Annotated in this window: 16 protein-coding genes and 2 pseudogenes; 11 read left to right on the top strand and 7 right to left on the bottom strand. The window is 71.3% G+C overall.

Annotated elements, in window-relative coordinates:
• Positions 1–86 precede the first annotated feature (86 nt).
• From ACLZN2_RS21250 to ACLZN2_RS21235, 4 genes are all read left to right on the top strand, one after another.
• Positions 87–878, top strand: coding sequence for an ATP-binding cassette domain-containing protein (locus ACLZN2_RS21250; protein ID WP_416980351.1), 792 nt, complete (start codon positions 87–89; stop codon positions 876–878).
• Entirely contained in the window at positions 875–2,248 is a 1,374-nt protein-coding gene (locus ACLZN2_RS21245) for a sugar ABC transporter permease (RefSeq protein ID WP_416980349.1), read from the top strand. Before ACLZN2_RS21250 ends, ACLZN2_RS21245 begins: the two co-directional genes overlap by 4 nt.
• A 146-nt stretch (positions 2,249–2,394) precedes the next feature.
• Positions 2,395–4,323 carry a 1-deoxy-D-xylulose-5-phosphate synthase gene (dxs, locus tag ACLZN2_RS21240; RefSeq protein ID WP_416980347.1) on the top strand — a complete coding sequence of 643 codons (1,929 nt, stop codon included), beginning with the start codon at positions 2,395–2,397 and terminating at the stop codon, positions 4,321–4,323.
• Between the two features lie 245 nt (positions 4,324–4,568).
• Positions 4,569–6,047: an amino acid permease gene (locus ACLZN2_RS21235; protein WP_416980345.1), complete on the top strand. Its 1,479-nt coding sequence runs from the start codon at positions 4,569–4,571 to the stop codon at positions 6,045–6,047.
• A gap of 194 nt (positions 6,048–6,241) precedes the next feature.
• Here ACLZN2_RS21235 and ACLZN2_RS21230 read toward each other — a convergent pair whose 3' ends face one another.
• On the bottom strand, positions 6,242–6,628 hold the full coding sequence (locus tag ACLZN2_RS21230; protein ID WP_416980343.1) for an NTP pyrophosphohydrolase: 387 nt from the start codon (positions 6,626–6,628) through the stop codon (positions 6,242–6,244).
• A 77-nt stretch (positions 6,629–6,705) separates the two neighbouring features.
• On the opposite strand from ACLZN2_RS21230, the gene ACLZN2_RS21225 reads away from it, so the two are divergent.
• On the top strand, positions 6,706–7,722 hold the full coding sequence (locus ACLZN2_RS21225; RefSeq protein ID WP_416980341.1) for a hypothetical protein: 1,017 nt from the start codon (positions 6,706–6,708) through the stop codon (positions 7,720–7,722).
• 59 nt (positions 7,723–7,781) lie between these two features.
• Here ACLZN2_RS21225 and ACLZN2_RS21220 read toward each other — a convergent pair whose 3' ends face one another.
• Positions 7,782–8,867: an LCP family protein gene (locus ACLZN2_RS21220; RefSeq protein ID WP_416980339.1), complete on the bottom strand. Its 1,086-nt coding sequence runs from the start codon at positions 8,865–8,867 to the stop codon at positions 7,782–7,784.
• Between the two features lie 273 nt (positions 8,868–9,140).
• On the opposite strand from ACLZN2_RS21220, the gene ACLZN2_RS21215 reads away from it, so the two are divergent.
• From ACLZN2_RS21215 to ACLZN2_RS21195, 5 genes are all read left to right on the top strand, one after another.
• Positions 9,141–10,265 (top strand): hypothetical protein, encoded by a 1,125-nt coding sequence (locus ACLZN2_RS21215; RefSeq protein WP_416980582.1) that lies wholly within the window; start codon positions 9,141–9,143, stop codon positions 10,263–10,265.
• A 268-nt stretch (positions 10,266–10,533) separates the two neighbouring features.
• Positions 10,534–12,363: a stealth family protein gene (locus tag ACLZN2_RS21210; protein ID WP_416980337.1), complete on the top strand. Its 1,830-nt coding sequence runs from the start codon at positions 10,534–10,536 to the stop codon at positions 12,361–12,363.
• The gene (locus ACLZN2_RS21205; protein ID WP_416980335.1) at positions 12,360–13,325 is read left to right on the top strand and encodes a hypothetical protein; all 966 of its coding nucleotides are present in this window, start codon (positions 12,360–12,362) and stop codon (positions 13,323–13,325) included. The genes ACLZN2_RS21210 and ACLZN2_RS21205 overlap by 4 nt, the downstream gene beginning before the upstream one ends.
• 8 nt (positions 13,326–13,333) lie before the next feature.
• A complete protein-coding gene (locus tag ACLZN2_RS21200; protein WP_416980333.1) occupies positions 13,334–16,204 on the top strand; it encodes a stealth conserved region 3 domain-containing protein in 2,871 nt (956 codons plus the stop codon).
• Positions 16,205–16,253: 49 nt separating this feature from the next.
• Positions 16,254–18,224 carry a PIG-L family deacetylase gene (locus ACLZN2_RS21195; RefSeq protein ID WP_416980331.1) on the top strand — a complete coding sequence of 657 codons (1,971 nt, stop codon included), beginning with the start codon at positions 16,254–16,256 and terminating at the stop codon, positions 18,222–18,224.
• 69 nt (positions 18,225–18,293) lie between these two features.
• On the opposite strand, the gene ACLZN2_RS21190 is transcribed toward ACLZN2_RS21195, so the two are convergent.
• The 3 genes and pseudogenes from ACLZN2_RS21190 to ACLZN2_RS21180 form a co-directional block, all read right to left on the bottom strand.
• Positions 18,294–20,423, bottom strand: coding sequence for a 3-hydroxyacyl-CoA dehydrogenase NAD-binding domain-containing protein (locus ACLZN2_RS21190; protein ID WP_416980329.1), 2,130 nt, complete (start codon positions 20,421–20,423; stop codon positions 18,294–18,296).
• Entirely contained in the window at positions 20,420–21,637 is a 1,218-nt protein-coding gene (locus ACLZN2_RS21185) for a thiolase family protein (protein WP_416980327.1), read from the bottom strand. Before ACLZN2_RS21185 ends, ACLZN2_RS21190 begins: the two co-directional genes overlap by 4 nt.
• Before the next feature lie 136 nt (positions 21,638–21,773).
• A pseudogene (locus ACLZN2_RS21180) lies at positions 21,774–22,034 on the bottom strand (substrate-binding domain-containing protein); the annotation flags it as partial.
• Between the two features lie 104 nt (positions 22,035–22,138).
• On the opposite strand from ACLZN2_RS21180, the pseudogene ACLZN2_RS21175 reads away from it, so the two are divergent.
• A pseudogene (locus tag ACLZN2_RS21175) lies at positions 22,139–22,318 on the top strand (carbohydrate ABC transporter permease); the annotation flags it as partial.
• Between the two features lie 144 nt (positions 22,319–22,462).
• Here the strand turns inward: ACLZN2_RS21175 and ACLZN2_RS21170 are convergent.
• A complete protein-coding gene (locus ACLZN2_RS21170; RefSeq protein ID WP_416980325.1) occupies positions 22,463–23,812 on the bottom strand; it encodes an HRDC domain-containing protein in 1,350 nt (449 codons plus the stop codon).
• A 228-nt stretch (positions 23,813–24,040) separates the two neighbouring features.
• Positions 24,041–24,703: a response regulator transcription factor gene (locus ACLZN2_RS21165; protein ID WP_059202319.1), complete on the bottom strand. Its 663-nt coding sequence runs from the start codon at positions 24,701–24,703 to the stop codon at positions 24,041–24,043.
• Positions 24,704–24,981: the final 278 nt, after the last annotated feature.

Genomic DNA, 24,981 nt, shown 5'->3' with positions numbered 1-24,981 from the left:
CGTCCCGCGGCCTCGCGCCGCGTCCCGCACGTCACTCCGCGCACAATCCCAAGCGCGGCATCCCCGCCGGTCAGGCGGCGAAGGAGATGGTTCACGTGTCCGCTACGCCCGTGCTGGCGTTGCGCGGAGTCTCCAAGCGATTCGGTGCGGTGCAGGCACTCACCGACGTCGATCTGGAGGTCCACGCCGGAGAAGTGGTCGCCCTCGTGGGCGACAACGGCGCAGGTAAGTCGACCCTGGTCAAGACGATCGCCGGTGTCCACCCCATCGATGAGGGCGTCATCGAGTGGGAGGGCAAGCCGGTCAGCATCAACAAGCCGCACGACGCCCAGGGACTCGGTGTCGCGACGGTCTACCAGGACCTCGCGCTCTGCGACAACCTCGACGTGGTCGGCAACCTCTACCTCGGACGTGAGCTGCTCCACCGCGGCGTCATCGACGAGGTGACGATGGAGAAGAACTCCCGCGAGCTGCTGTCCACGCTCTCCATCCGCATCCCGAGCGTGCGCATCCCGATCGCGAGCCTCTCCGGCGGTCAGCGCCAGGTCGTCGCCATCGCCCGCGCCCTGATCGGCGAGCCCAAGCTGGTCATTCTCGACGAGCCCACCGCCGCCCTCGGCGTGGAGCAGACCGCCCAGGTCCTCGACCTGGTCGAGCGGCTGCGCGAGCGCAACCTCGCCGTCATCCTCATCAGCCACAACATGGCCGACGTCAAGGCGGTCGCGGACACCGTCGCCGTCCTGCGCCTGGGCAAGAACAACGGCTCCTTCCCGGTGAAGGACACCAGCCACGAAGAGATCATCGCCGCGATCACGGGTGCCACGGACAACGCCGTGACCCGTCGCGCGGGGCGGCGCACCGCGGAGGCGGCACAGTGAGCGACACCGAGAAGACCGTGAAGAGCGACTCCCCGGAGCCCGAGAAGGGCCCCACGGCCACCAAGGTCGACAAGACCGAGGGCGTCGTCGAGACGCAGGAGACCGTCGCGCCCGCCGACGACCCCACGGCCGCGCCGGTCGCCGTCGTCGACCCGCGGCTGCTGGTCCGTGAAGAGGGCCTCAAGGGCTACCTCACCGAGTTCAAGCGCAAGGTCAAGGGCGGCGAGCTCGGCTCGCTGCCGGTCGTCATCGGACTGATCGTCATCTGGACGATCTTCCAGACGCAGAACGACCGCTTCCTGAGCGCCGACAACCTCTCGAACATCAGCTACTTCCTGTCGGCCACCGGCATGCTCGCCATCGGCCTGGTGTTCGTCCTGCTGCTCGGCGAGATCGACCTGTCGGTCGGCTCGGTCAGCGGTCTGGCCTCCACCCTGTTCGCCGTGCTGGCGGTGAACCACGGAATGAGCCCCTGGTTGGCGCTGCTGCTGGCGGTGCTCACCGGTATCGCCATCGGTTCGCTGCAGGGCTGGTTCTTCGCCAGGGTCGGCGTGCCCGCGTTCGTCGTCACCCTGGCCGGCTTCCTCGGCTGGAACGGCCTGATGCTGTGGCTGCTGGGCGACAGCGGCACGATCAACATCCCGTCCGAGTCGGGTCCGGTCCACCTGCTCGGCCAGAGCTCCTTCTTCATGGACCAGGCCATCATCGGCGCCTACCTGCTGGCCGGCCTCGCCGTCGTGCTGTCCCTCGTCGGCAACTTCAACGAGCAGCGCCGCCGCAAGGCCGCGGGTGTGCCGTTCCGGGCGACCAGCGAGATCCTGGTGCGCGTGGGTGCCCTCGCCGTGGCGTCCTTCGTCTCCGCCGCCGTCCTGAACGACGCGGCCGGTGTCTCCAACGCCCTGGTGATCTTCCTCGCGGCGCTGGTGATCGTCGACTTCGTGCTGCGCCGCACCACGTACGGCCGTCAGGTGTTCGCGGTCGGTGGCGGCATCGAGGCCGCGCGCCGTGCCGGTATCAACGTGCCGATGGTCCGGATCACCGTGTTCGCCATCTCCGGCGGCTTCGCGGCGATCGGCGGTATGTTCTTCGCCGGCCAGACCGCGAGCGCGACGCTCTCCGCGGGTGGCGGCAACACGCTGATGCTCGCGATCGCCGCCGCGGTCATCGGTGGTACGTCGCTCTTCGGTGGGCGCGGCACCGTGTGGTCCGCGCTGCTGGGCATGCTGGTCATCCAGTCCATCCAGACCGGTCTGGACCTGCTGAACATGAACACGTCGATCCAGTACATGATCACCGGTGGTGTTCTGCTCGGCGCGGTTGTCATCGACTCTGTTTCGCGTAAGAGCCAGAAGGCGGCGGGACGGGGTTAAGAAACAGCCCCGCGCCCCTGAGGCAACTCACTGTGCCCGGCACTGCGACAGTGCCGGGCATAGGCGTGTCATAGGGCGGGGTGCGGAATATTAGACTCGTCGAGCCCGGCAACAGCTCGAACAGCTTTTACTGCAAGGAGGCACGGGTGCCGCTGCTGACCCGCATCAGGGGACCGCGTGATCTGGACCGGCTCAGCCTGGAGGAGCTGGACCAGCTGGCAGGGGAGATCCGGAGCTTCCTCGTCGAGGCCGTGTCCAAGACGGGCGGCCACCTCGGGCCCAACCTCGGTGTGGTCGAGCTCACCATCGCCCTGCACCGGGTCTTCGAGTCCCCCAGGGACAAGATCCTGTGGGACACCGGCCACCAGTCCTACGTGCACAAGCTGCTCACCGGCCGGCAGGACTTCTCCCGGCTGAAGATGAAGGGCGGCCTGTCCGGCTACCCCTCGCAGGCCGAGTCCGAGCACGACGTCATCGAGAACAGCCACGCCTCCACGGTCCTCGGCTGGGCCGACGGCATCGCCAAGGGCAACGAGATCCTCGACCGCGACAGCCACGTCGTGGCGGTCATCGGCGACGGCGCGCTGACCGGCGGTATGGCCTGGGAGGCGCTCAACAACATCGCCGAGGCCAAGGACCGCCCGCTGGTCATCGTCGTCAACGACAACGAGCGCTCGTACGCGCCGACCATCGGCGGCCTCGCCAACCACCTCGCGACACTCCGTACGACCGACGGCTACGAGCGCTTCCTCGCCCGCACCAAGGAGATCCTCGACCGCACCCCCGTCGTCGGCAAGCCCCTCTTCGACACCCTGCACGGCGCCAAGAAGGGCCTGAAGGACTTCATCGCCCCCCAGGGCATGTTCGAGGACCTCGGCCTGAAGTACGTCGGCCCGATCGACGGCCACGACATCGAGGCCCTGGAGTCGGCGCTGGCGCGGGCGAAACGCTTCGGTGGGCCCGTCATCGTGCACTGCCTCACCGAGAAGGGCCGCGGCTACCAGCCCGCCCTCCAGGACGAGGCCGACCGCTTCCACGCCGTCGGCAGGATCCACCCCGACACCGGACTGCCGATCTCCACCTCCGGCGCCGACTGGACCTCCGTGTTCGGCGAGGAGATGGTCAGGCTCGGCGAGGAGCGCGAGGACATCGTCGCCATCACGGCCGCGATGCTCCAGCCCGTCGGCCTCGACCGGTTCGCCAAGCGGTTCCCCGAGCGGGTCTACGACGTCGGCATCGCCGAGCAGCACGGCGCCGTCTCCGCCGCGGGCCTCGCCCACGCCGGAGTGCACCCCGTCTTCGCCGTCTACGCCACCTTCCTCAACCGTGCCTTCGACCAGGTCCTCATGGACGTCGCCCTCCACCGGTGCGGTGTGACGTTCGTCCTGGACCGGGCGGGTGTGACCGGCACCGACGGCGCCTCCCACAACGGCATGTGGGACATGTCGATCCTCCAGGTCGTCCCCGGCCTCAGGCTCGCCGCCCCGCGTGACGCCGACCAGGTCCGCGCCCAGCTCCGCGAGGCCGTCGCCGTCGACGACGCGCCGACCGTCGTACGGTTCTCCAAGGGCGCCGTCGGCCCCGCCGTACCCGCCCTGGGCCGCGTCGGCGGCATGGACGTGCTGCGCGAGCCCGGCACCGACACGCCCGACGTGCTGCTCGTCTCCGTGGGCGCCCTAGCGCCGATGTGCCTGGAGATCGCCACCCTGCTCGACAAGCAGGGCATCTCCACCACCGTCGTCGACCCGCGCTGGGTCAAGCCCGTCGACGAGGCCATGGCCCCGCTCGCCGAGCGGCACCGGGTGGTCGTCACCGTCGAGGACAACAGCCGCGTCGGCGGCGTCGGCTCGGCGATCGCCCAGGCCCTGCGCGACGCGGGCGTCGACGTCCCGCTGCGCGACTTCGGCATCCCGCCCCGCTTCCTCGACCACGCCTCCCGCGCCGAGGTCATGGCCGAGATCGGGCTGACCGCCCCCGACATCGCCCGCCAGGTCACCGGACTCGTCGCCAAGCTCGACGGCAAGTACGGCACCACGGCCGACGAGGTGGACTCCGTGGAGCCCGCCCGCGACTGACGCCCCCCGAGGGCAACCCGACACGCCCGGATGGGCCGGTTCGACCACTGCGAAGAGTGGCGAAACCGGCCCATTCGCGTTAACCCGCCCGCGCCGGGGCATACGATCTAGGGCCTGTCCGGCGGATCATTGTCGGAGGAAGCCGCGGTGCCGTATCGACCCCGCGTCTCCGACAGGATCCGCCGGGCAGGCCCTAAGGCCCCCTCTCGATCATGTCGAGGACGACACAGCGTGGGAGGTACCCCGTGAGCAGCACCCTCTTCCGGACGAAGAGAGTCGAGCAGTCCATCCTCGACACCGAGGAACCGGAGCACGCGCTCAAGAAAACCCTGTCCGCGCTCGACCTGACCGTCTTCGGCGTCGGCGTCATCATCGGCACCGGCATCTTCGTCCTGACCGGCACGGTCGCCAAGAACAACGCCGGGCCCGCCGTCGCCCTCGCCTTCATCGCGGCCGGGGTCGCCTGCGCGCTCGCCGCGCTCTGCTACGCTGAGTTCGCCTCCACCGTCCCGGTGGCGGGCTCGGCGTACACGTTCTCGTACGCCTCCCTCGGTGAACTGCCCGCCTGGATCATCGGCTGGGACCTGGTCCTGGAGTTCGCGCTCGGTACGGCGGTGGTGGCCGTCGGCTGGTCCGGGTACATCGCCTCGCTGCTCGACAACGCGGGCTGGCATCTGCCGGAGGGGCTCAGCGGACGGGAGGGGGCCGACGGCTTCGGCTTCGACATCCTCGCCGCCGCCCTCGTCCTGCTGCTCACGCTCATCCTCGTGATCGGCACCAAGCTCTCCGCGCGGCTGACCTCGATCGTCGTCGCCATCAAGGTGACCGTCGTGCTGACCGTGATCATCGCGGGCGCCTTCTTCATCTCCGGCGAGAACTACGACCCGTTCATCCCCAAGGCCCAGACCGTGGAGGCGGGCAACAACCTCCAGGCGCCGCTCATCCAGCTGATGTTCGGCTGGGCCCCGTCCAACTTCGGCGTGATGGGCATCTTCACCGCCGCCTCCGTCGTGTTCTTCGCGTTCATCGGCTTCGACGTCGTCGCGACGGCGGCCGAGGAGACCAGGCACCCGCAGCGCGACATGCCCCGCGGCATCCTCGGCTCCCTCATCATCTGCACGATCCTGTACGTCGCCGTCTCGATCGTCGTCACCGGGATGGAGCACTACACCAAGCTGTCCGTGAGCGCCCCGCTCGCCGACGCGTTCAAGCACACCGGGCACCCCTGGTTCGCGGGCTTCATCAGCTTCGGCGCCGCCGTCGGCCTGACCACCGTGTGCATGATCCTGCTCCTCGGCCAGACCCGGGTGTTCTTCGCGATGAGCCGCGACGGACTGCTGCCGCGCTTCTTCTCCCACGTCCACCCGCGCTTCAAGACCCCGCACCGGCCGACCATCCTGCTCGGTGTGCTCATCGCGATCCTGGCCGGCTTCACCAGCCTCAGCGAGCTCGCCGAACTGGTGAACATCGGCACGCTGTTCGCGTTCGTCGTCGTCGCGATCGGCGTGATCATCCTGCGCCGCACCCGCCCCGACCTGCCCCGCGCCTTCCGCACCCCCTGGGTACCGGTCATCCCGATCCTGTCGGTGTGCGCCTCGCTGTGGCTGATGCTCAACCTGCCCGCCGAGACCTGGCTCCGCTTCGGCATCTGGATGGTCGCCGGCTTCTTCGTCTACTTCCTGTACGGCCGCTCGCACAGCCGGCTCGGACGCGAGGTTCGCTAGCCGCTCCGTTGAGGATGCCGCGCGGCGCCGTCGTGGCTGGTCGCGCAGTTCCCCGCGCCCCTTCAGGGCGCTGCCGAACCGTCGCGCCCGCGCGGCGGAGCCGCATGTCAGTACAGCCCCGCGCCCCTTTGGGGCGCTGCCGAACTGTCGCGTCTGCGCGGCGGAGCCGCATGTCAGTACAGCCCCGCGCCCCTTCAGGGCGCTTGTACCGAGCGTGGGCCCGTGACCTCGGCGCCGAGTTCGGTCACGCGGCGGCGGAGTTCGCGGTCGGCGGTGACGACCAGGCGGGGGCGGTCTTCGGACTGGGCGACCAGGGTGACGATGTGGTCGTCCCCGCTGCCGGGCGCCGACTCGACCCGTACCCCGGCCACCGGCTCCACCCCGCGTGCCGCGCCCTCGACGACGAGCACGATCTCCACGGGCCCGGAGTGCCCCGGCAGCCCGTCCGCGGCCAGCCGGTCCCGCAGTCGCTCCGCGGCGCCCCGCCGGTCCCGCCACCAGCCGTCGGGCACCGAACCGACCACGTTCGCGCCGTCGACGATCACGAGGAGTGCGGGCCTGTCGTCCCAGGGGGCGTCCATGGGATCAGCGTCCCACGGACGCCACCACCCCGGGCCCGCCGGGCGAGGCAGGGAAGCCGCCGACATAAGGTGAACGGGTGAACGGCGACTGGCTCATACGCGGCCGCGACGGGCGGCTCAGTGTCTACCTGACGTCGGACGACGCCGTCCTGTGCCGCACGGAGAGCGCACCGGGCGGACCCTGGGACGGTCCGCGCCGGGTCGGCGGCGACCAGAAGGTGCACCCGGTGCTCGCGGTCGGCCAGGGCGTCGACGGCTACGCGCATCTGGTGTCCTGGCGGCCCACCGTGAAGGCCGAGGCGGGCCTGGTGCACTCCGTCCACTTCCGGCCGCTGCTCGCCCCGTTGGACTGGGCGCCCGTCGGCCACCCGGACCGGAGGGGTGCCCGCACCGGGCCGCCCGCCGTCGCGGTGGACACCCAGGGGCGCGCCCATGTCTTCGTCCGCGACAAGGCCACCGGCCTGCGCATGGTCGCCCAGAAGGAGAAGGGCGGCTGGGAGGCCTGGCAGGACCTCAAGGGCAAGGGCGTCGAGGGCCCTCCCGTCGCGGTGACGGGGGAGTCGGGCCGTGTCGAGGTGTACGCGGCCGTGTCCGGCGGGATCCTGCACTGGCGTCAGGAGCAGGCGGGTGGCCCGCCTCTGTTGGAGGAGGCCCTGGAGGCCTCCGTCCGCCCCGGCACCCTGCGGGCGCTCGCGACCTCGGCCGAGCACACCACTCTCTTCTACACGGACGACTCCGGCGATCTGTGGGCCTGGCGACCCGGCACCAAACCGGCCCCCGTGCTCGTCGCCGCCGGAACCGGTCCGGTCGCCGCGATCCGCTGTGAACTCGACGGCCACGACTGCACGTTGCTCGCCCAGCGCTCCACGAGCGGCCGGGTCGCCTTCGCCGCCTACCCCACCGAACAGGAGTCGGCCGGCGCCTGGTGGACCGAGTCGGGCCCCCGACTGGCCCCCGATGCCGAGGTGGCGCTGGCCGTGGACCACGAGGACCGCGTGGTCGCCGCCACCCTCTCCCCGTCGACCGGCCGTCTGCTGCTCAGCCGCCGCAAGGACGAGCCGGTCCTGGCGCTGACGGCATGGCAGGAGGTCTGACCCGCCGTCACTGACCCGCCCGTCGCTGACGCCCCGTCACTCCCGAAGGGCGCCGGCGATCAGGAACTCCCCCCGGTCGCCGGTGACTTCTTCGCCGACTCCGGGATCTCGGAGTCGGAGCGGACCGCCTTCCACAGGGTGGAGGCCTGCGGCTCGGCGGCGATGACGCGGTTCGGGTCGATCTTGTCGTACGCCACCGGGAGCATGATCGTCTCCATGGTGGACGGGTCGACGCCGTTGAGGCTGCGGCCGAACTCCGCGAGCTTGGTGAGCGAGGCGAGGCCGGAGTCGGTGGTGAGGGCCGCGGTGAGTTCGTCGGCGATCTCGAACGACTTGGCGGGGCTGCCCAGCAGGTCCTGCTTCTTGATCTCGCTCAGCAGCGCGATCATGAACTGCTGCTGCAGACCGATCCGCCCCAGGTCGCTGCCGTCGCCGATGCCGTGCCGGGTGCGGACGAACTGCAGGGACTGGGTGCCGTCCAGCCGATGGGTGCCCGCGGTCAGGTCGAGGCCGCTGGAGGTGTCGTGGATGTCCTGGTCGACGGTGACCGTCACGCCGCCGATCGCGTCCACCAGCCCCTTGAAGCCGGCGAAGTCGATCTCGACGTAGTGGTCCATGCGGACCCCGGACAGCTGCTCCACCGTCTTGACCACACAGGCCGGACCGACCTGCGAGTAGACGGAGTTGAACATCACGCGCTTCGCGGACGCCACCGTCGAGCCGTCGGACTTGGCGCACTCGGGCCGGGTCACCAGGGTGTCGCGCGGGATGCTGATCGCGACGGCCTCGGTGCGGCCCTCCGGTATGTGCATCACCAGCGCGGTGTCGGAGCGGGCGCCCGAGACCTTGCCGGTGTTCAGCGCGGCGTTCGCCCCGGCGCGCGAGTCGGAACCCAGGATCAGGATGTTCTGCCCGGACGTCGGCAGCTTCTCCGGCCGGTCGTCACCGATCGCCTCGTCGATGTCGACACCCTTGATGTTGCCGTCGAGGTCCCGGTAGAGCCAGTACGCGGTGCCGGCGCCCGCGACGAGGAGGAGGACCAGCGTGAGCAGGATCCACCGACCGGTCCGGCGCCGGCGGCGGGGTGCGCCGCCCCCCGGGGAACTGGGCGACGTGCTCGTGCTCTCGACGGTCGGTGTCGTCATACGGGTCGGTGTCCTCGTCTTTCTCGGATCCGGGCAGGCGTGCACCCGGGCGTTCGGAGAGACCGGCGAGCCCCGTCGGCCGTTGTACGACAGTGATCCACATCACGCGAAGACCCGGCGGGCCGGGTCGCTGCGAGGTCCGTCCCCTCCGCCGGCTCCTCCTGCTCCTCCGGCCCGTGGCCCGTAGGAGTGTAGAACCCATGCATATGATGTGAGAATTCCAGCCACCCGACATCGCGGGTAGGCCACGTCGTCGAGGAGTCCGTGATGCTGATGCGGGGTCGGTCCGCGCGCGCCGCGAGCCGGCGCGGGTCCGCCGTGCCGGTGGCGGCCGCGGCCTCCGTCCCGCCGTCGGCGGTGACCGGCACGGCCACGGGTACCTGGCTCACGCGAGGAAAGGACGGCAGGCTCACCGCGTACGCGCCTGCCGCCGGAGGGCTCCTGCGCTGGACCGAGACCCGGCCCGGCGGTCCCGGCTGGTCGGGGCCGGACGTGGTCGAGGTCGCCGGCCTCACCCATCTCGCCGTGGTCCAGGGGGCGGACACCTACGTCCACTTCCTGGGCCGACGGGAGCGTCGGCGTGTGAACGGGGCCGTCGAGGTGGACGTCGTCCACGCGATCCAGTACCAGAGCGGACGGCCCGTCACCGAGTGGCGTTCCCTGGGCAATCCGCACCGCGAACCGGACAAGGCGCGGCGGTTCGGCGCTCCGTCGGGCGCCGTGGCGTCCGACGGGACCGTGTACGTCTTCGCGCCCAACGCGGGCGGCGGCCTGATGATGCGCCGCGAGGGCAAGGGCGGCCGCTGGGAGCCCTGGGCCGACCTGCGGGGTGCGGACGTGCGGGACGGGCTCACCGCGGCGGCGACGTCGGACGGCCGTATCGAGGTGTTCGCCCCGGCCGAGGGTGCCGCCCTGCACTGGTTCCAGTCCGGGCCCGCCGCCCTGCCGCAGCGCTCGCACGACGTACGGCCCGCCCCCCGGGCCGGATCCGTCGCCGCGCTGGAGACGGCTCCCGGCCGGCTCACGTACTTCTGGACCGACGCGGCCGGGACCGGGCTGGTCTGTCACCGGCCCGGCGGCTGGTCCGTCCCGCTGGGCGGCACCCCCGGAGAGGGGGCCAACGCCGTCCTGCGCACCGCGCTCGACGGCTACGACTGCACGGTGATCGCCCACCGCGGTGCCTCGGGCACCGTCCAGGTCGGGGTCTGCGCGACGGAGGCCGAGTCCTCCGGCCTGTGGTGGACGGACACCGGCCTGGCCTGTGCGGGTGACCCGGCGCTGGCCCACGACGGCAGGGCGCGGGTGGTGGTCGCGGCCTTCGACCCCGGCGGGACGCTGCGCGTCGCCCGGCAGACTCCCGAACCGGGGCTGGTCCTCGGGGACTGGGCGCCCGTGTGAGGCGACGGCGGCCGTTCCGGCGGTAGTTGGAAGATGTGGGATTCCTGACAGCGGTTCCACGGAAACCGATTACGTGTGGACAGCACGCGAAACAGATGTAAGCATCCTGATTGATCAGTAAAGCTCCGGTAATCCGTCGATGTACCTCAGGTGAACGGGGAGTGGCTGGTCCCGGTGACCATCGCGCAAGGGGGCGCGATGGCCGGTGAGGGTGGGGAGGCGCCGGCGTGACGAGCCGGACCCGGACTTGGACGGTGCGGAAGTACAGGTGAGCGTCAACAATCCCGAGGCGAGCGCGCTCGTGTCGACATATAGATCTTTGGTGCCGCTGGGGGCTCGGCGCCGGATCGTGCGACGAGTCCCCCACCCCGTGCGTTCCTCGGTGAAGCGTTCGCTGGCCTCCGCCGACGCCGTCCGTTCCGCCGTGGTCGTACGGGCCCTCGGCGGACAGCGCAGGGGCGGCCGGCACGGCGGCGACCTGGTCCGGGTCGTCCGGGTGGCCGGGAAACACCTCCGTGCCGTGGAGGTCCCCGGCGCCACCGAGTGGGCCGCTCGGGCACGCAACCTGCACATCCTCGTCTCCGTTCTCGAGGAGGCGGGCATCGACTATTTCTGTGTGCGGGGCCACGGTTCGCTCAACCCGTGTGTCGCCGTCCCCGCGCGGCAGCGGGCCGAGCTGGAGTCGCTGCTGCGGATCGTCTGCGAGGAGGGCGCCGGGTACGCCGGGCCCGTCTCCGCCGGACCGATGCGGCCCGGCGCCGCCGTCGCCACCTGGCGCGCGCTGCGCGGCCAGCGCGTGGTGCGGGTGGCGTGGAACGTCTGCGACCCCACCGGAAGCCTGGTCTTCGGCCGGGAGTCCGGCTGCGACATCGAGTTCTGGGTGGAGCGGGACGGTCAGCTGGTCGCGCCGCGGCCCAACCGGGTGATGACGGAGGTGCCGGTGGACGCGGGCCGCTGCTGGGTCGAGCAAAATCGTTTCAGTGTCGTGCCTGCCGTGTACTCGACCGGCCATGCCCGCACCCTGCCGGAGTTCGTCGCCGCCCTGCCCGAGGACCACCTCTTCCCGGTCGACGTCGTCTACACCTGGGTGGACGACTCCGACCCGGTCTGGCGGGCGCACCGGGACGCGCTGCGCGGCCGGCTCACCTCCGCCCCCGGCGACGCGCTGCACGAGCAGGCCGCCAACGACGCCCGCTACACCAGCCGCGACGAACTGAGGTACTCGCTGCGCTCGATCCACCAGTACGCCCCGTGGGTGCGCAACATCTTCCTCGTCACCGCGGGCCAGGTCCCGCACTGGCTCAACACGGACTTTCCCGGCATCCGGGTGGTGGACCACCGCGAGATCTTCTCCGACCCCTATGCGCTGCCCACGTTCAACTCGCACGCCATCGAGAGCCAGTTGCACCACATCCGGGAACTCTCGGAGCACTTCCTCTACCTGAACGACGACGTTTTCCTCGGCCGCCCGGTCCAGCCCGGCCACTTCTTCCACCCCAACGGACTGACCAAGTTCTTCCAGTCCAAGGCACTGATCCCGTCCGGCCGGGCCGGTACCGACGACCTGCCGGTCAACGCGGCGGGAAAGAACAGCCGCGGCCTGATCGCCCAGCAGTTCGGCACCGTCATCTCGCAGAAGATGAAGCACACCCCGCACGCCCTGCGGCGCAGCGTCCTCGCCGAGATCGAGCAGGTCTACGCCAAGGCCCACCGGGTGACCCAGCACTCCCGCTTCCGCTCGCCCAGCGACGTGCCCATCGCCTCCTCGCTGCACCACTACTACGCCTACCACTCGGCCCGCGCCACGATCGGCGACATCCGCTACGTGTACGTCGACCTCGCCGACGACCTCGCCCAGCGGCGGCTCGACAACCTGCTGGCACGCCGCAACTTCGACACCTTCTGCATGAACGACACGGTCACGGCGGCCGACCCCCAGGCCCAGAGCCGGATGGTGCAGAACTTCCTGGAGGCCTACTTCCCCGTGCTCAGCCCCTTCGAGAAGGACTCCGGCATCCTGCCGCCGGCCCCGCACCCCTCCCGGCGGCACGCCCGCCCGGTCGAGCGCGCGAACGAACCGGGGCAGCCCGGCCGATGACCTCCCGACCCCGCACCCCCGCACCGGACCACGGCAAAGCGGCCGGGCCGCGCCGCCCCCTGCGCGCCCGGGCCGCCGCCCTGCGCGAACGGCTCATGCTCGGGCTGTTCGTCCCCCTGCGCCGCAAGCGCACCGCCCAGCTGCGCTACGCCGCCATCCTCGACGGACAGACCGTGAACCTGCACGCCCAGCTGCCGCCGTCCGCCGGACTGCCCGACCGGGCCGAGATCGTGCTGCGCCGGGGCCGCCGCCGCCACCCCGCCGAGGCCCGGGTCCACACCGGCCCCGACGGCGAGGCCCTGGTCGACGCCGCGATCCTGCTGGGCGCGGAAGTCGGCGGCGTCCCCGTCGGCACCGGCCGCTGGCGGCTGCGGCTGCGCGTGCACTCCGGACGCCGCTCGCGCACGCTGTCCCTGCTGCTGCTTCAGCCGCCGAAGCCGTACGAGGGACCCACCAAACCCATGGCGGCCTCCCCGGTGACGGGGGAGCGCCACCGGCTCGGCCGTTCCCTGCGCGGCAGCGCCCGCGTGGTCAGCACCGGCGCCCGGCCCGCCGTGGAGGTGACCAAGGTGCACCTGGGCCACGCCGGGGTCACCGTCGACTTCCGGGTCCTGGGCACCCGGGCCGAGGAGCCCTGGGCCGAGTTCGTCGCCTCCGGGCGCCGCATCGAGCAGCCCGTCACCCCGCTCGGCCCCGGCACCTACCGCGTCGACGTGCCCCTCGGACAGATGCCGCCGCGCGGTACCCGCCCCGACCACTGGGACGTCGTCCTGGCCGACCGCACCGGACGCCCGATGCGTCTCGGCCGCCGGCTGCACGACGTACGCAACCCGCTGCGCGTCTTCGCGATGCGCGCCATGGCCATCACCCCGCACGGCCACCCGCCCCTGATCGTCCAACCGCGCTACACCCCCGCAGGAAACCTCCGTATCACCTGCACGCGCATGCCCGAGGCAGGCTGACCACAGATATGAAGATCACGTTCCTGCTGACCACGGCCGACGCCGTCGGCGGTACCGAACGCGCGGTGTACAACCAGGCCTCGGAACTCGCCGCCCGGCACGACGTACGGGTACTCAGCGTCTTCAAGAGCAAGCGCGAGCAGTTCTTCACCCCGCACGAACGGGTCCGCGTCGACTACCTCGTCGACCTCACCGCCCCCGCTCCGCGGCCGCTGCGTCCCACCGCCGTCGACGACGCGGTGTGGGCGGGGCTGGCCGCACAGCCCAGCCAGATCGTCGAGCGCGACTGGGAGCCGGCCTTCAACCGGCTCTCCGACCTCGAACTCGAACTGGCCCTCCAGGACACCGACACCGACGTCCTGGTCACCACCACCCCCGCCCTGATGGCCCTGGCCGTCCAACTGGCCCCGGCCCACGTCATCACCGTGCACCAGGAGCACCGGGTCTCCGAACTGCGCGGCACCAGCGGTGAGCCGCTGCGCCGTTTCGCCGCCCGGCTGGACTGCCTCGCCGTGCTCAGCGAACGCACCCGGGACTGGTTCGCCGAGACCCTCGGGGACGCGGCGCCCCGCCTCGAGGTCGTGCCCAACGCCCTGCCCGGCGGCTTCCGTCCGCGCTCCACCCTGCAGACCCGCACGGTGGTCATCGCCGGCCGGCTCGTCGCCGAGAAGCAGATCGACCACGCCGTGACCGCCTGGGCGACGGTCGCCCGGTACCACCCGGACTGGCAGCTGCGGATCTTCGGCGACGGGCCGCTCAGCGGCGCCCTGCGCCGGCAGATCGACATGCTCGGACTGCACGACTGCGTCCAGCTCAACGGCAACTCCCGGCATCTGGCCGAGGAGTGGGCCAAGGCCAGCATCGCCACCCTCACCTCCCGCAACGAGGCCTTCGGACTCGTCCTCGCCGAGGCCCATGCGGCCGGTGTCCCCGTGGTCTCCTACGACTCGCCCAACGGCCCGCGCGAGGTCGTCATCGACGGTGAGACGGGCATCCTCGTCCCGCCCGGCGACACCGACGCCCTCGCCTCGGCGCTGCTGCTGCTCATCCAGGACGCCGAACTGCGCACGCGGATGGGCGCCGCGGCACTGGCCTCCGTGAACCGCTTCTCGCCCACCGTGGTCACCGCCGGCTGGGAGCGGATCTTCCACGAACTCGCCGCCGAACGCGACAGCGGGCGGCGCGCCGTCGCCAAGGCCGAACGCCAGGCCGTGCACGCCTACTTCGGCGGCGCGGACGGCATCGTGCCCGCCGCCACACCCGCCCCCGCCACCACCGTGCGCAGCTCCGACCAGCGCTCCCTGGAGCAACGTCTGCTGCAGCGGCGCGACGTCGTCAGCGACGGCGGCCAGCTCTGCCGGCTCCTCGACTGGGAGTCCCCCTGGGACGTCGTCCAGCAGAACCTGGCGCTGGTGGCGGGCGCGCTCGAAGGGGCCGACATCCCCTATCTCGTCGTACGCGACCATCTCGTACGGCACTCCGTCGCCGTGCACGCCGTGTACCGGGAGGCGGTCTTCAAGGCCCTCGCCGAGCGCTACCAGCAGGACGCCGTGTACGCCGCGGTGCTCAACGAGAGCCAGAAGACGGTCGCCACCGTCCTCGCCGGACTTCTCGCCCCCTACGCCGACACCCCCTCCTCGGGCGTCCGCGTCTACCAGAACGTGGTCGCCCCCTCACGCCTGCTGCGCCTGGGCGCCGTGTACGGCTGCACGATCGCCTTCTGGGACGAGGACCCCGAGGACGCCACCCACCTCCAGGCCCCCGCCCGCACCCTGATCGGCGACCGGGTGCCGGGCGCGGCCATGCGCCGGTCCTCCCTCACCCTGGCCGGCCGCCCCTACCCCACCATCGGCGCCTTCACCGAGCGGCTCCACGGCGACGTCGACTTCCCCGTCGACGCCGTCTACACCTGGGTCGACGGCTCCGACCTGGCCTGGCTGGAGCGCAAGAACGCCGTCCTGGCCGCGATGGGCATGGACACCGAGGACGCTGCGACCAGCGCCGCACGCTTCCGCGACCGGGACGAACTGCGTTACTCCCTGCGCTCCATCGACATGTACGCCCCCTGGATCCGGAACATCTACCTCGTCACCGACCGGCAGGTCCCGCACTGGCTGGACACCTCCCACCCGCGGGTCCGCGTGGTCGACCACACCGAGATCTTCGGCGACCGGGGCGCGCTGCCGACGTACAACTCGCACGCCATCGAGAGCCGGCTGCACCACATCGAGGGCCTCGCCGAGCACTTCCTGTACTTCAACGACGACGTGTTCGTGGGCCGGACCGTGCGGCCCGACCTGTTCTTCCTCGGCAACGGCCAGGCCAGGCACTTCATGTCGCCGACCTCCGTGCCGATGGCGCCGCCCACCGCCGCGGACGAGTTCAACATCAGCGCCGCGAAGAACAACCGGGCCCTGATCCGGCAGGACTTCGGACAGACGCTGGTGCACTCCTTCCTGCACGCCCCGCACCCGCTGCGGCGCAGCGTCCTGGCCGACATCGAACAGCGGTACCAGCAGGCCGTGTCGGTCACCGCCGCCAACCGACTGCGCAGCCACAGCGACATCTCCGTCGCCTCCTCGCTGCACCACTACGTCGGCTACCACACCCTGCGCAGCGTGCCCGGCAGCATCTCCTGCGGATTCGTCAACGTGGGCCTGAGCGACCACGCGGCCCGGCTGAACCGGATCCTCACCGTGCGCCCGCACGACGTGTTCTGCCTGAACGACTACCACGACGGAGACGTCCCCGAGGACGAACAGGACGCCATCCTCGCCGCGTTCCTGCCCAGTTACTTCCCGGTCCCCAGCCAGTACGAGACCGGATCGACGCGCAACCAGCGCGCACACGCGGGCTATCTGCCGGGATGGCCACTGTGACCCCGCACCGGCAATCCGATCCCCTTCTGCGCTCGGGAGGAGCGACAGCATGACCAGCACCGCGTCCGTACTGCAGGTCGTGGCCCACCCGGACGACGACCTGTACTTCATGAACCCGGCCGTCTTCCAGGGCCTGAAAACCGGCACCCGCACCACCACCGTGTACCTCACCAGCGGCGACGCGAGCGGGCGGAACCCCCGCCCCTGGCAGCGGGAACCGGCCGCCGAGGACCGGGCGGCCTACGGCAAGGCACGCCAGAACGGCATCAAGGCCGCCTACGCCGCCATGCTGCTCGGCGACCGCACCGCCGCCTGGAAGCCGGCCACCCTGTCCACGGCGGGTGGCGCCGTCGCCGAGGCCTATTCTCTCGCCGACGCGCCCTGGGTGACGCTGGTCTTCCTCAACATCCGCCAGCACGGCACCCCGGAGGGCCCGGCGCGCAGCCTGCACGTGCTGTGGCACGAGGAGGCCGAGCGGGTGCCCACCCTCGTCGTCAGCGGCGGCCTGGTGCACGAGCCCCACGCCTACACCCGCTCGGGCCTGGTCGACACACTGGTCCAGCTCATGGACCTGGTCCGGCCCACCCTGGTGCGCACCATGGACCCCGACCCGGACCGGCTGGTCCACGACGAGAAGTTCCCGCAGCGGCACGACTTCGGCGACCTCTCCGACCACTGCGACCACACCGCGGCCGCCCTGTTCACCTGGCTCGCCCTCGACCGCTACCAGGGCCCCGGCGAGAACCGCACCTTCGCCGTGGAGTCCTACCGCGGCTACGCCAACGAGCGCTGGCCGCACAACCTGGGCCCCCAGGCGGTCTCCCTCAAGGAGTTCTTCCTCAACGTCTACGGCGCGGCCGACGGATACGACAGCGGCGACCCGGCCGGCAGCGGCGACTACGCGGTCGCCCTGAACGCCCGCTCCACCGGCTGGGTGCAGAGCACCGCGCCGCGCCATCCGTCCGGCGCGAACTGGCTGCTGGCGGACCGGCGGGGCCGGCTCGCGGCGTTCGCCGTCGTCAACCAGCAGGCGGCGGTGTGGCTGGAGGCCCGGCCCGGCACCGACCAGTGGCGCGGCCCCTTCTTCCTCGGCGGCGGCCCCCTCGCCCCCGCCCTCGCCGTCGGCCTCACCCCGGACGGACGCTGGCAGGTGTTCGCCGAGCGGCTGTCGCATCTCGCCGCCGACGGCGCCCACACGCGCGAGATCGTCCTGCTCGAACAGGCCGAGCCCGACGGGGTGTTCCCGGGCTGGGTCACCCTCGGCAACCCCTCCGCGGGGGACCCGCGGCGCGACCGTCACCTCGGCACGCCTGTCGTCACCCGGGACGGCAGGGGCCGACTGCACCTGTTCGTGCGCAACGCGGGCCAGGGCCTGCACAGCAGGATCCAGGAGACCGACGGCTCCTGGGGGGAGTGGACCGACCTGCGCGGACACGACCTTCAGGAGGGACTGGCCGCGCTCACCGCGCCGGGCGGGCACGTGGAGGTGTTCGCCGCCAGCCGGGAGGGCGTCTTCCACTGGGCGCAGGGCTCCCTCGACGCACCGCTCAGCAGGGCGCCCCGGTTCCGGCTCACCGTGCCCGCCGGGCCCGCCGCGGCCGTCGTCCAGCCGACCGGCCAGGTCATGACGGTCTACCGGCAGCCCGGCACCGGCCGACTGCTCATGGCCCAGGAGGACGCTCCCGGCGGCCGCTGGGCCCAGCCCGCGGCGTCGATCGGGGGCCGCGGCGGCTACGGTGCCGTCGCGCTGGCCGCCTCGCCGTCGCCCGAGACGGGCACGCTGGTCGTCACCCGCGGCGACCTCGGCGGCGTGGCCTACCGCTTCCTGCCCGGCGACGAGCCCTGGCAGGAACTGCCCACGACCGAGCTGGGCGGCACGATCGCCGGTGCACCGGCAGCCGCCTTCGACGCCCTGGGCCGCGCCGTGATCGCGGTCCTCGGCGCCGACGGCCGTCTCGCGGTGGCCCGCCAACTCACCCCGGGAGCACCGGAGTTCGGTCCCTGGGCGGTCACGGGCTGACCCGATGGGCGCACAGGGAGGAGGGCCCCCCGCCGTCCGGCGGAGGCCCTCTTCACCCACGTACGGCGGTTACGCCGGAACCGACGCCACGCCCGGGGCGAGGAACCGCTTGCCGTTCACGCGCTCGGAGACGCCCTCGCGGTCCAGGTACGGCGTGATGCCGCCCAGGTGGAAGGGCCAGCCCGCGCCCGTGATCAGGCAGAGGTCGATGTCCTGGGCCTCGGCGACGACACCCTCGTCGAGCATGAGCCCGATCTCCTGCGCCACCGCGTCCAGCACCCGCGCCCGCACCTGCTCCTCGGTGAGGACCGAGTCGCCCTGCTTCAGCAGCGCGGCGACCTCGGGGTCCAGCTCCGGCTTGCCGCTGTCGTAGACGTAGAAGCCGCGCTTGCCGGCCTCGACGACCGCCTTGAGGTTCGGGGAGACCGTGAAGCGGTCCGGGAACGCCCGGTTGAGCGTCTCCGAGACGTGCAGACCGATCGCCGGGCCGACCAGCTCGAGCAGGACCAGCGGGGACATCGGCAGGCCGAGCGGCTCCACGCCCTTCTCCGCGACCTCGACAGGGGTGCCCTCGTCGATGACGTTCTGCACCTCGCCCATGAAGCGGGTCAGGATGCGGTTCACGACGAACGCCGGGGCGTCCTTCGTCAGCACGGCCGTCTTCTTCAGCTTCTTGGCGACGGCGAACGCCGTGGCCAGGGAGGCGTCGTCGGTCTGCTCACCGCGGACGATCTCCAGGAGCGGCAGGACCGCGACCGGGTTGAAGAAGTGGAAGCCCACGACCCGCTCGGGGTGCTGGAGCTTCGACGCCATCTCCGACACGGAGAGGGAGGAGGTGTTGGTGGCGAGGATCGCGTGCGCCGGGGCGACCGCCTCGACCTCCGCGAACACCTGCTGCTTGACACCGATCTCCTCGAACACGGCTTCGATGACGAAGTCCGCGTCCGCGAAGCCCTCGGCCTTGTCCAGGACACCGCTGACCAGGGCCTTGAGGCGGTTGGCCTTGTCCTGGTTGATCCGGCCCTTGCCGAGCAGCTTCTCGATCTCGGCGTGGACGTAGCCCACACCCTTGTCGACGCGCTCCTGGTCGATGTCCGTCAGGACGACGGGCACCTCGAGGCGGCGCAGGAAGAGCAGCGCGAGCTGGCTGGCCATCAGGCCCGCGCCCACGACTCCGACCTTGGTGACCGGGCGGGCCAGGTTCTTGTCCGGGGCGCCCGCGGGACGCTTGCCGCGCTTCTGCACCAGGTTGAACGCGTAGATGCCGGCGCGCAGTTCACCGCCCATGATCAGGTCGGCGAGCGCGGTGTCCTCGGCGTCGTAGCCCTGCTGCAGGTCGCCGTTCTTCGCGGCGGCGATGATGTCGAGGGCGCGGTAGGCGGCCGGGGCCGCGCCGTGCACCTTGGAGTCGGCGACGAACCGGCCGCGCGCGACGGCCTGGTCCCAGGCCTCACCGCGGTCGACGACCGGGCGCTCGACCGAGATCTCGCCCTTGAGGACGTTCGCCGTCCAGATCAGCGACTGCTCCAGGAAGTCCGCGCCCTCGAAGAGCGCGTCGGCGATCCCGAGGTCGAAGACCTGCTGCCCCTTGAGCTGCTTGTTCTGGTTGAGGCTGTTCTCGACGATCACCGAGACGGCGTTGTCGGCGCCGATCAGGTTCGGCAGCAGCGTGCAGCCGCCCCAGCCGGGCACCAGCCCGAGGAAGACCTCGGGGAGCGAGAACGCCGGCAGCGACTTGGACACGGTGCGGTAGGTGCAGTGCAGACCGACCTCGACACCGCCGCCCATCGCCGCGCCGTTGTAGTACGCGAAGGTCGGGACCGCGAGGCCCGCGAGGCGCTTGAAGACCTCGTGGCCGCCCTTGCCGATGGCGAGCGCGTGGTCGTACTCCTTGAGGAGCTCGACGCCCTTGAGGTCCGCGCCGACGGCGAAGATGAACGGCTTGCCGGTGACGCCGGCACCGACGATCTCGCCGGCCGCGGCCTCCCGCTCCACCTGGTCGATCGCGGCGTCGAGCTGCGCGAGCGAGGCGGGGCCGAAGGTGGTCGGCTTGGTGTGGTCGAAGCCGTTGTCGAGGGTGATCAGGGCGAAGCGCCCGGCACCGAACGGGAGGTCGAGGTGGCGTACGTGCGCGCTCGTGACGACCTCGTCCGGGAACAGCTCGGCCGCACCCTTCAGCAGCTCAGCGGTGGTGCTCACTTGTCCCCCTCGAAGTGCGGGTTCTCCCAGATGACCGTCGCGCCCATGCCGAAGCCGACGCACATGGTGGTCAGGCCGTAGCGGACGTGCGGCTGCTCCTCGAACTGGCGGGCCAGCTGCGTCATCAGACGGACGCCGGAGGAGGCCAGCGGGTGGCCGAAGGCGATGGCGCCGCCGTACTGGTTGACGCGCTCGTCGTCGTCGGCGATGCCGTAGTGGTCGAGGAAGGCCAGCACCTGGACGGCGAAGGCCTCGTTGATCTCGAACAGACCGATGTCGGAGATGGACAGCCCCGCCTGCGCGAGGGCCTTCTCCGTGGCCGGGATCGGGCCGTAGCCCATGACCTCCGGCTCGACGCCCGCGAAGGAGTACGCCACGAGGCGCATCTTGACCGGCAGGTTGTTCTCGCGGGCGAAGTCCTCGGACGCGATCAGCGAGGCGGTCGCGCCGTCGTTCAGACCGGCCGCGTTACCGGCGGTGACCCGGCCGTGGACCCGGAACGGGGTCTTCAGGCCGGAGAGGTTCTCCAGGGTCGTGCCCGGACGCATCGGCTCGTCGGCGGTGACCAGGCCCCAGCCCGTCTCACCGGCCTCCGGGTTCGTGCGGCGCACCGAGACCGGCACGAGGTCGGCCTGGATCTTGCCGTTGGCGTACGCCTTGGCGGCCTTCTCCTGGGAACGCACCGCGTACTCGTCCGCGCGCAGCTTGGTGATCTGCGGGTAGCGGTCGTGCAGGTTCTCCGCGGTCATGCCCATGAACAGGGCGGACTCGTCGACCAGCTTCTCGCTGACGAACCGCGGGTTCGGGTCCACGCCCTCGCCCATCGGGTGGCGGCCCATGTGCTCGACACCACCGGCGATCGCGATGTCGTACGCGCCGAAGGCGACCGAGCCCGCGACCGTGGTGACGGCGGTCAGCGCGCCGGCGCACATCCGGTCGATGGAGTAGCCGGGCACGGAGGTCGGCAGGCCCGCGAGGATCCCGGCCGTGCGGCCGATGGTCAGGCCCTGGTCGCCGATCTGCGTGGTCGCGGCGATGGCGACCTCGTCGATCTTCTTGGGGTCGAGACCGGGGTTGCGGCGCAGCAGCTCCCGGATCGCCTTCACGACGAGGTCGTCGGCCCGGGTCTCGTGGTAGATGCCCTTCGGGCCCGCCTTGCCGAACGGGGTACGGACGCCGTCGACGAAGACGACGTCCCTGACGGTACGAGGCACGATGGCTCTCCTCCAGGGTGCGGGATGGCACTGCTGCGACACGCATGCGCTGAGCGCGCGCTCAGAACCCATGCTACTTATCGGTAACGTAGCTGCACAGTCCCGGAGGTCCAAGCGGCGAAGGTCACACCGAAGGTCACACCTTCGGAGGTGCCGTCGACCCCCGGGGCGTCAGCACCGGAGTGGGCATGGGATGCGACCCCGGACCCCGGCCCGTGATCGCCCCGAACAGCGTACGGGCCGCCTCCGCGCCGAATCCGTGCACGTCATGGCTCATCGCGGACAGCGTCGGATGGGTCAGCCGGCACAGCTGCGAGTCGTCCCGGGCCAGCAGGGAGACATCGCGCGGGACGCGCAGGCCCATCTCGGCCGCCACCGCGAGCCCGGCCACCGCCATCCCCGTTCTTCGCAGGGAATCCCGGCCTTCAGGCCGGGCGGGAACGTCAAGCCCACCACCGAAAGGTAGGACGGAATCTCCCGGCCTCAGCTGGGAGAGCACTTATGCCCTCACAAGATCTTGGCGTGATCTCGACGTCCCTGTTGCGCTTCAAGGGCCCCTTCGGCGCCCACTGGGAAACGATCTCAGCAGGAGCGGTCCTGGTCATCGCGCCGACCCTGATCGTCTTCCTGACCCTGCAGAGATACATCTACAACGGCTTCATGAAAGGGGCGACGAGGTGAGCTGCTTCTAGGAGCGACGAGGTGAGCTGCATTTAGGGGCGCGGGGCTGTGTCGATGTGCGGCTCCGCCGCGGGGGCGCGATCAACCACGACGAACCCTTAGCCGCCGCACGACCGAAAGGCCCCACGGCGGCTGGGCGCACACTCAAACAGACAGTGCCCTCACCAACACAGGTGTCACCTGCTCCACCTGCCAGGCCCGGGCGCCGAGCCCAACAAGCACACCGGCAACCGACTCCCCGTCAAGAGGGACGGGCGGCTCCCAGCACACCCGCCGCACGCTGTCCGGAGCGATCAGATTCTCCTGAGGCATGTTCAACCGCTCGGCCAACGCGGAAACAGCCGCCCGCGCCGCCGAAAGCCGCGCAGCGGCGGCGGGGTCCTTGTCGGCCCACGCCCGCGGCGGCGGGGGCCCGGCGACCGGCTGCCCCGGCTGCGGCAGCTGGGACTCGCCGAGCGCCTTCGCCCGGTCGACGGCGGCCTGCCACTGCTCCAGCTGCCGCCGCCCCATCCGGTGCCCGAAGCCGTTCAGCGCGGCGAGCGCGTGGACGTTGGCGGGCAGGGCGAGGGAGGCCTCCACGATCGCCGCGTCGGAGAGCACCTTGCCCGGCGAGACGTCCCGCCGCTGGGCGATCCGGTCGCGGGTCTGCCACAGCTCCCGCACCACCCCGAGCTGCCGCCGCCGGCGCACCTTGTGCATGCCGGACGTACGGCGCCAGGGGTCCTTGCGGGGCTCGGGCGGGGGAGCGGAGGCGATCGCGTCGAACTCCTGGTGGGCCCACTCCAGCTTGCCCTGGCGGTCCAGCTCCTTCTCCAGCGCGTCACGCAGGTCGACGAGGAGCTCGACGTCCAGGGCGGCGTAGCGCAGCCAGGGCTCGGGGAGCGGGCGGGTCGACCAGTCGACGGCGGAGTGGCCCTTCTCGAGGACGAAGCCGAGGACGCTCTCGACCATCGCGCCGAGGCCGACCCGCGGGAACCCGGCGAGCCGCCCGGCCAGCTCGGTGTCGAACAGCCGGGTGGGCACGAGACCTATCTCGCGCAGACACGGCAGGTCCTGGGTGGCGGCGTGCAGCACCCATTCGACGTCGGAGAGGGCCTCGCCGAGCCCCGACAGGTCCGGACAGGCGACGGGGTCGATCAGCGCGCTGCCGGCGCCCTCGCGGCGCAGCTGCACCAGATAGGCGCGCTGTCCGTAGCGGTAGCCGGAGGCGCGCTCGGCGTCCACGGCGACGGGGCCGGTGCCGGCGGCGAAGGCGGCGATGGTCGCGGCGAGGGAGGCCTCGTCGGCGATCACGGGCGGGATGCCCTCGCGCGGTTCGAGAAGAGGGGTCGGCTCAGGAGTGGGCTGAGCGGTCGACTCCTTTGTCGACGAAGGTGTCGGCTGAGGTGTCGGCGCCCCGGAAACAGGAGGAGCAGTAGATCCGCCGTCGTCCGGAGGGGCGCCTCCGGTGGTTCGCAGTGAACTGGCTGCTGCGGTTTCTTGGGCGTCGGTCACCTGTCAAGGGTATCCGTGAGTGGACGGGACCCGCCGACGGAACGTTCCGCCGACGGGCGCCTCAGGGTCGTAAACCGGTCAGGGCCGCGATGAGGCCGGAAAGGGGCCCGGAAGTGGCCGGCAAGGGTGGGGAAGGGCGGGGAAGGGCGGGGAAGGGCGGGCAAGGGGTCGTAAGGGACGGGGTGAGGGGCCGGAAGAGCCGGAAGGGACGGGGGAGCCGGAAGGAACTCAGTGGATGATGCCGGTCCGCAGGGCCACCGCGACCATCCCGGCGCGGTCGCCCGTGCCGAGCTTGCGGGCGATGCGGGCGAGGTGGCTCTTGACGGTCAGCGCGGACAGTCCCATGGAGACGCCGATCGCCTTGTTCGACTGGCCTTCGGCGACGAGTCGCAGCACCTCGACCTCGCGGCCGGAGAGCTCGCGGTAGCCGCCCGGGTGGCTCGGGGCACCCGGGGGGCGGCGGTGGAGGCGGGCGGCCGCCGATCCGATGGGGGCGGCACCGGGCCGGGTGGGGAGCCCGACGTTGGTGCGGGTGCCGGTGACGACATAGCCCTTGACGCCGCCCGCGAGGGCGTTGCGCACGGCGCCGATGTCGTCGGCGGCGGACAGGGCGAGCCCGTTGGGCCAGCCCGCCGCACGGGTCTCCGACAGCAGGGTGAGGCCGGAGCCGTCGGGGAGGTGGACGTCGGCGACGCAGATGTCTCGGGGGTTGCCGACGCGGGGACGAGCCTCCGCGATGGACGAGGCCTCGATGACATCGCGTACACCGAGCGCCCAGAGATGGCGGGTGACGGTGGAACGCACGCGCGGGTCGGCCACGACCACCATGGCGGTGGGCTTGTTCGGGCGGTAGGCGACCAGGCTTGCGGGCTGCTCGAGGAGAACGGACACCAGGCCTCCTGGGTGGGGGACGGAGCCGGTTCGGGGGCTTGTGGGGAGAGAGGCGCCGGGACGAACCGTGCTTTCAAGGTCACAGTCGTCTTCGGCAGCGCACCCTGGGTCCTTTAGAAAATGATCACGATCTAGTGAGTAACAATACGTGCAATTCGGACACGCGATCGATCATCCGAAGATCGAATCGGTTTGGGTGAGTGCGGTCCGGGATCGAAAGTGGCCGTATCGACAAAGAGATGGTCAATCGGGACGGCCAAATGGGTCGGGGGCCGGTT

The sequence above is a fragment of the Streptomyces sp. T028 genome (assembly GCF_048159505.1).
Taxonomy (GTDB): domain Bacteria; phylum Actinomycetota; class Actinomycetes; order Streptomycetales; family Streptomycetaceae; genus Streptomyces.
This window is presented reverse-complemented; position numbering and strand designations above follow the sequence as displayed.

What these genes read in the sequence shown, in the direction of transcription:
- ACLZN2_RS21220 (WP_416980339.1), bottom strand. Translation starts at nt 8,867, where the DNA reads ATGACGACACCGACCGTCGAGAGCACGAGCACGTCGCCCAGTTCCCCG.
- ACLZN2_RS21195 (WP_416980331.1), top strand. Translation starts at nt 16,254, where the DNA reads ATGACCAGCACCGCGTCCGTACTGCAGGTCGTGGCCCACCCGGACGAC.
- ACLZN2_RS21230 (WP_416980343.1), bottom strand. Translation starts at nt 6,628, where the DNA reads ATGGACGCCCCCTGGGACGACAGGCCCGCACTCCTCGTGATCGTCGAC.
- ACLZN2_RS21205 (WP_416980335.1), top strand. Translation starts at nt 12,360, where the DNA reads ATGACCTCCCGACCCCGCACCCCCGCACCGGACCACGGCAAAGCGGCC.
- ACLZN2_RS21200 (WP_416980333.1), top strand. Translation starts at nt 13,334, where the DNA reads ATGAAGATCACGTTCCTGCTGACCACGGCCGACGCCGTCGGCGGTACC.
- ACLZN2_RS21215 (WP_416980582.1), top strand. Translation starts at nt 9,141, where the DNA reads ATGCGGGGTCGGTCCGCGCGCGCCGCGAGCCGGCGCGGGTCCGCCGTG.
- ACLZN2_RS21250 (WP_416980351.1), top strand. Translation starts at nt 87, where the DNA reads ATGGTTCACGTGTCCGCTACGCCCGTGCTGGCGTTGCGCGGAGTCTCC.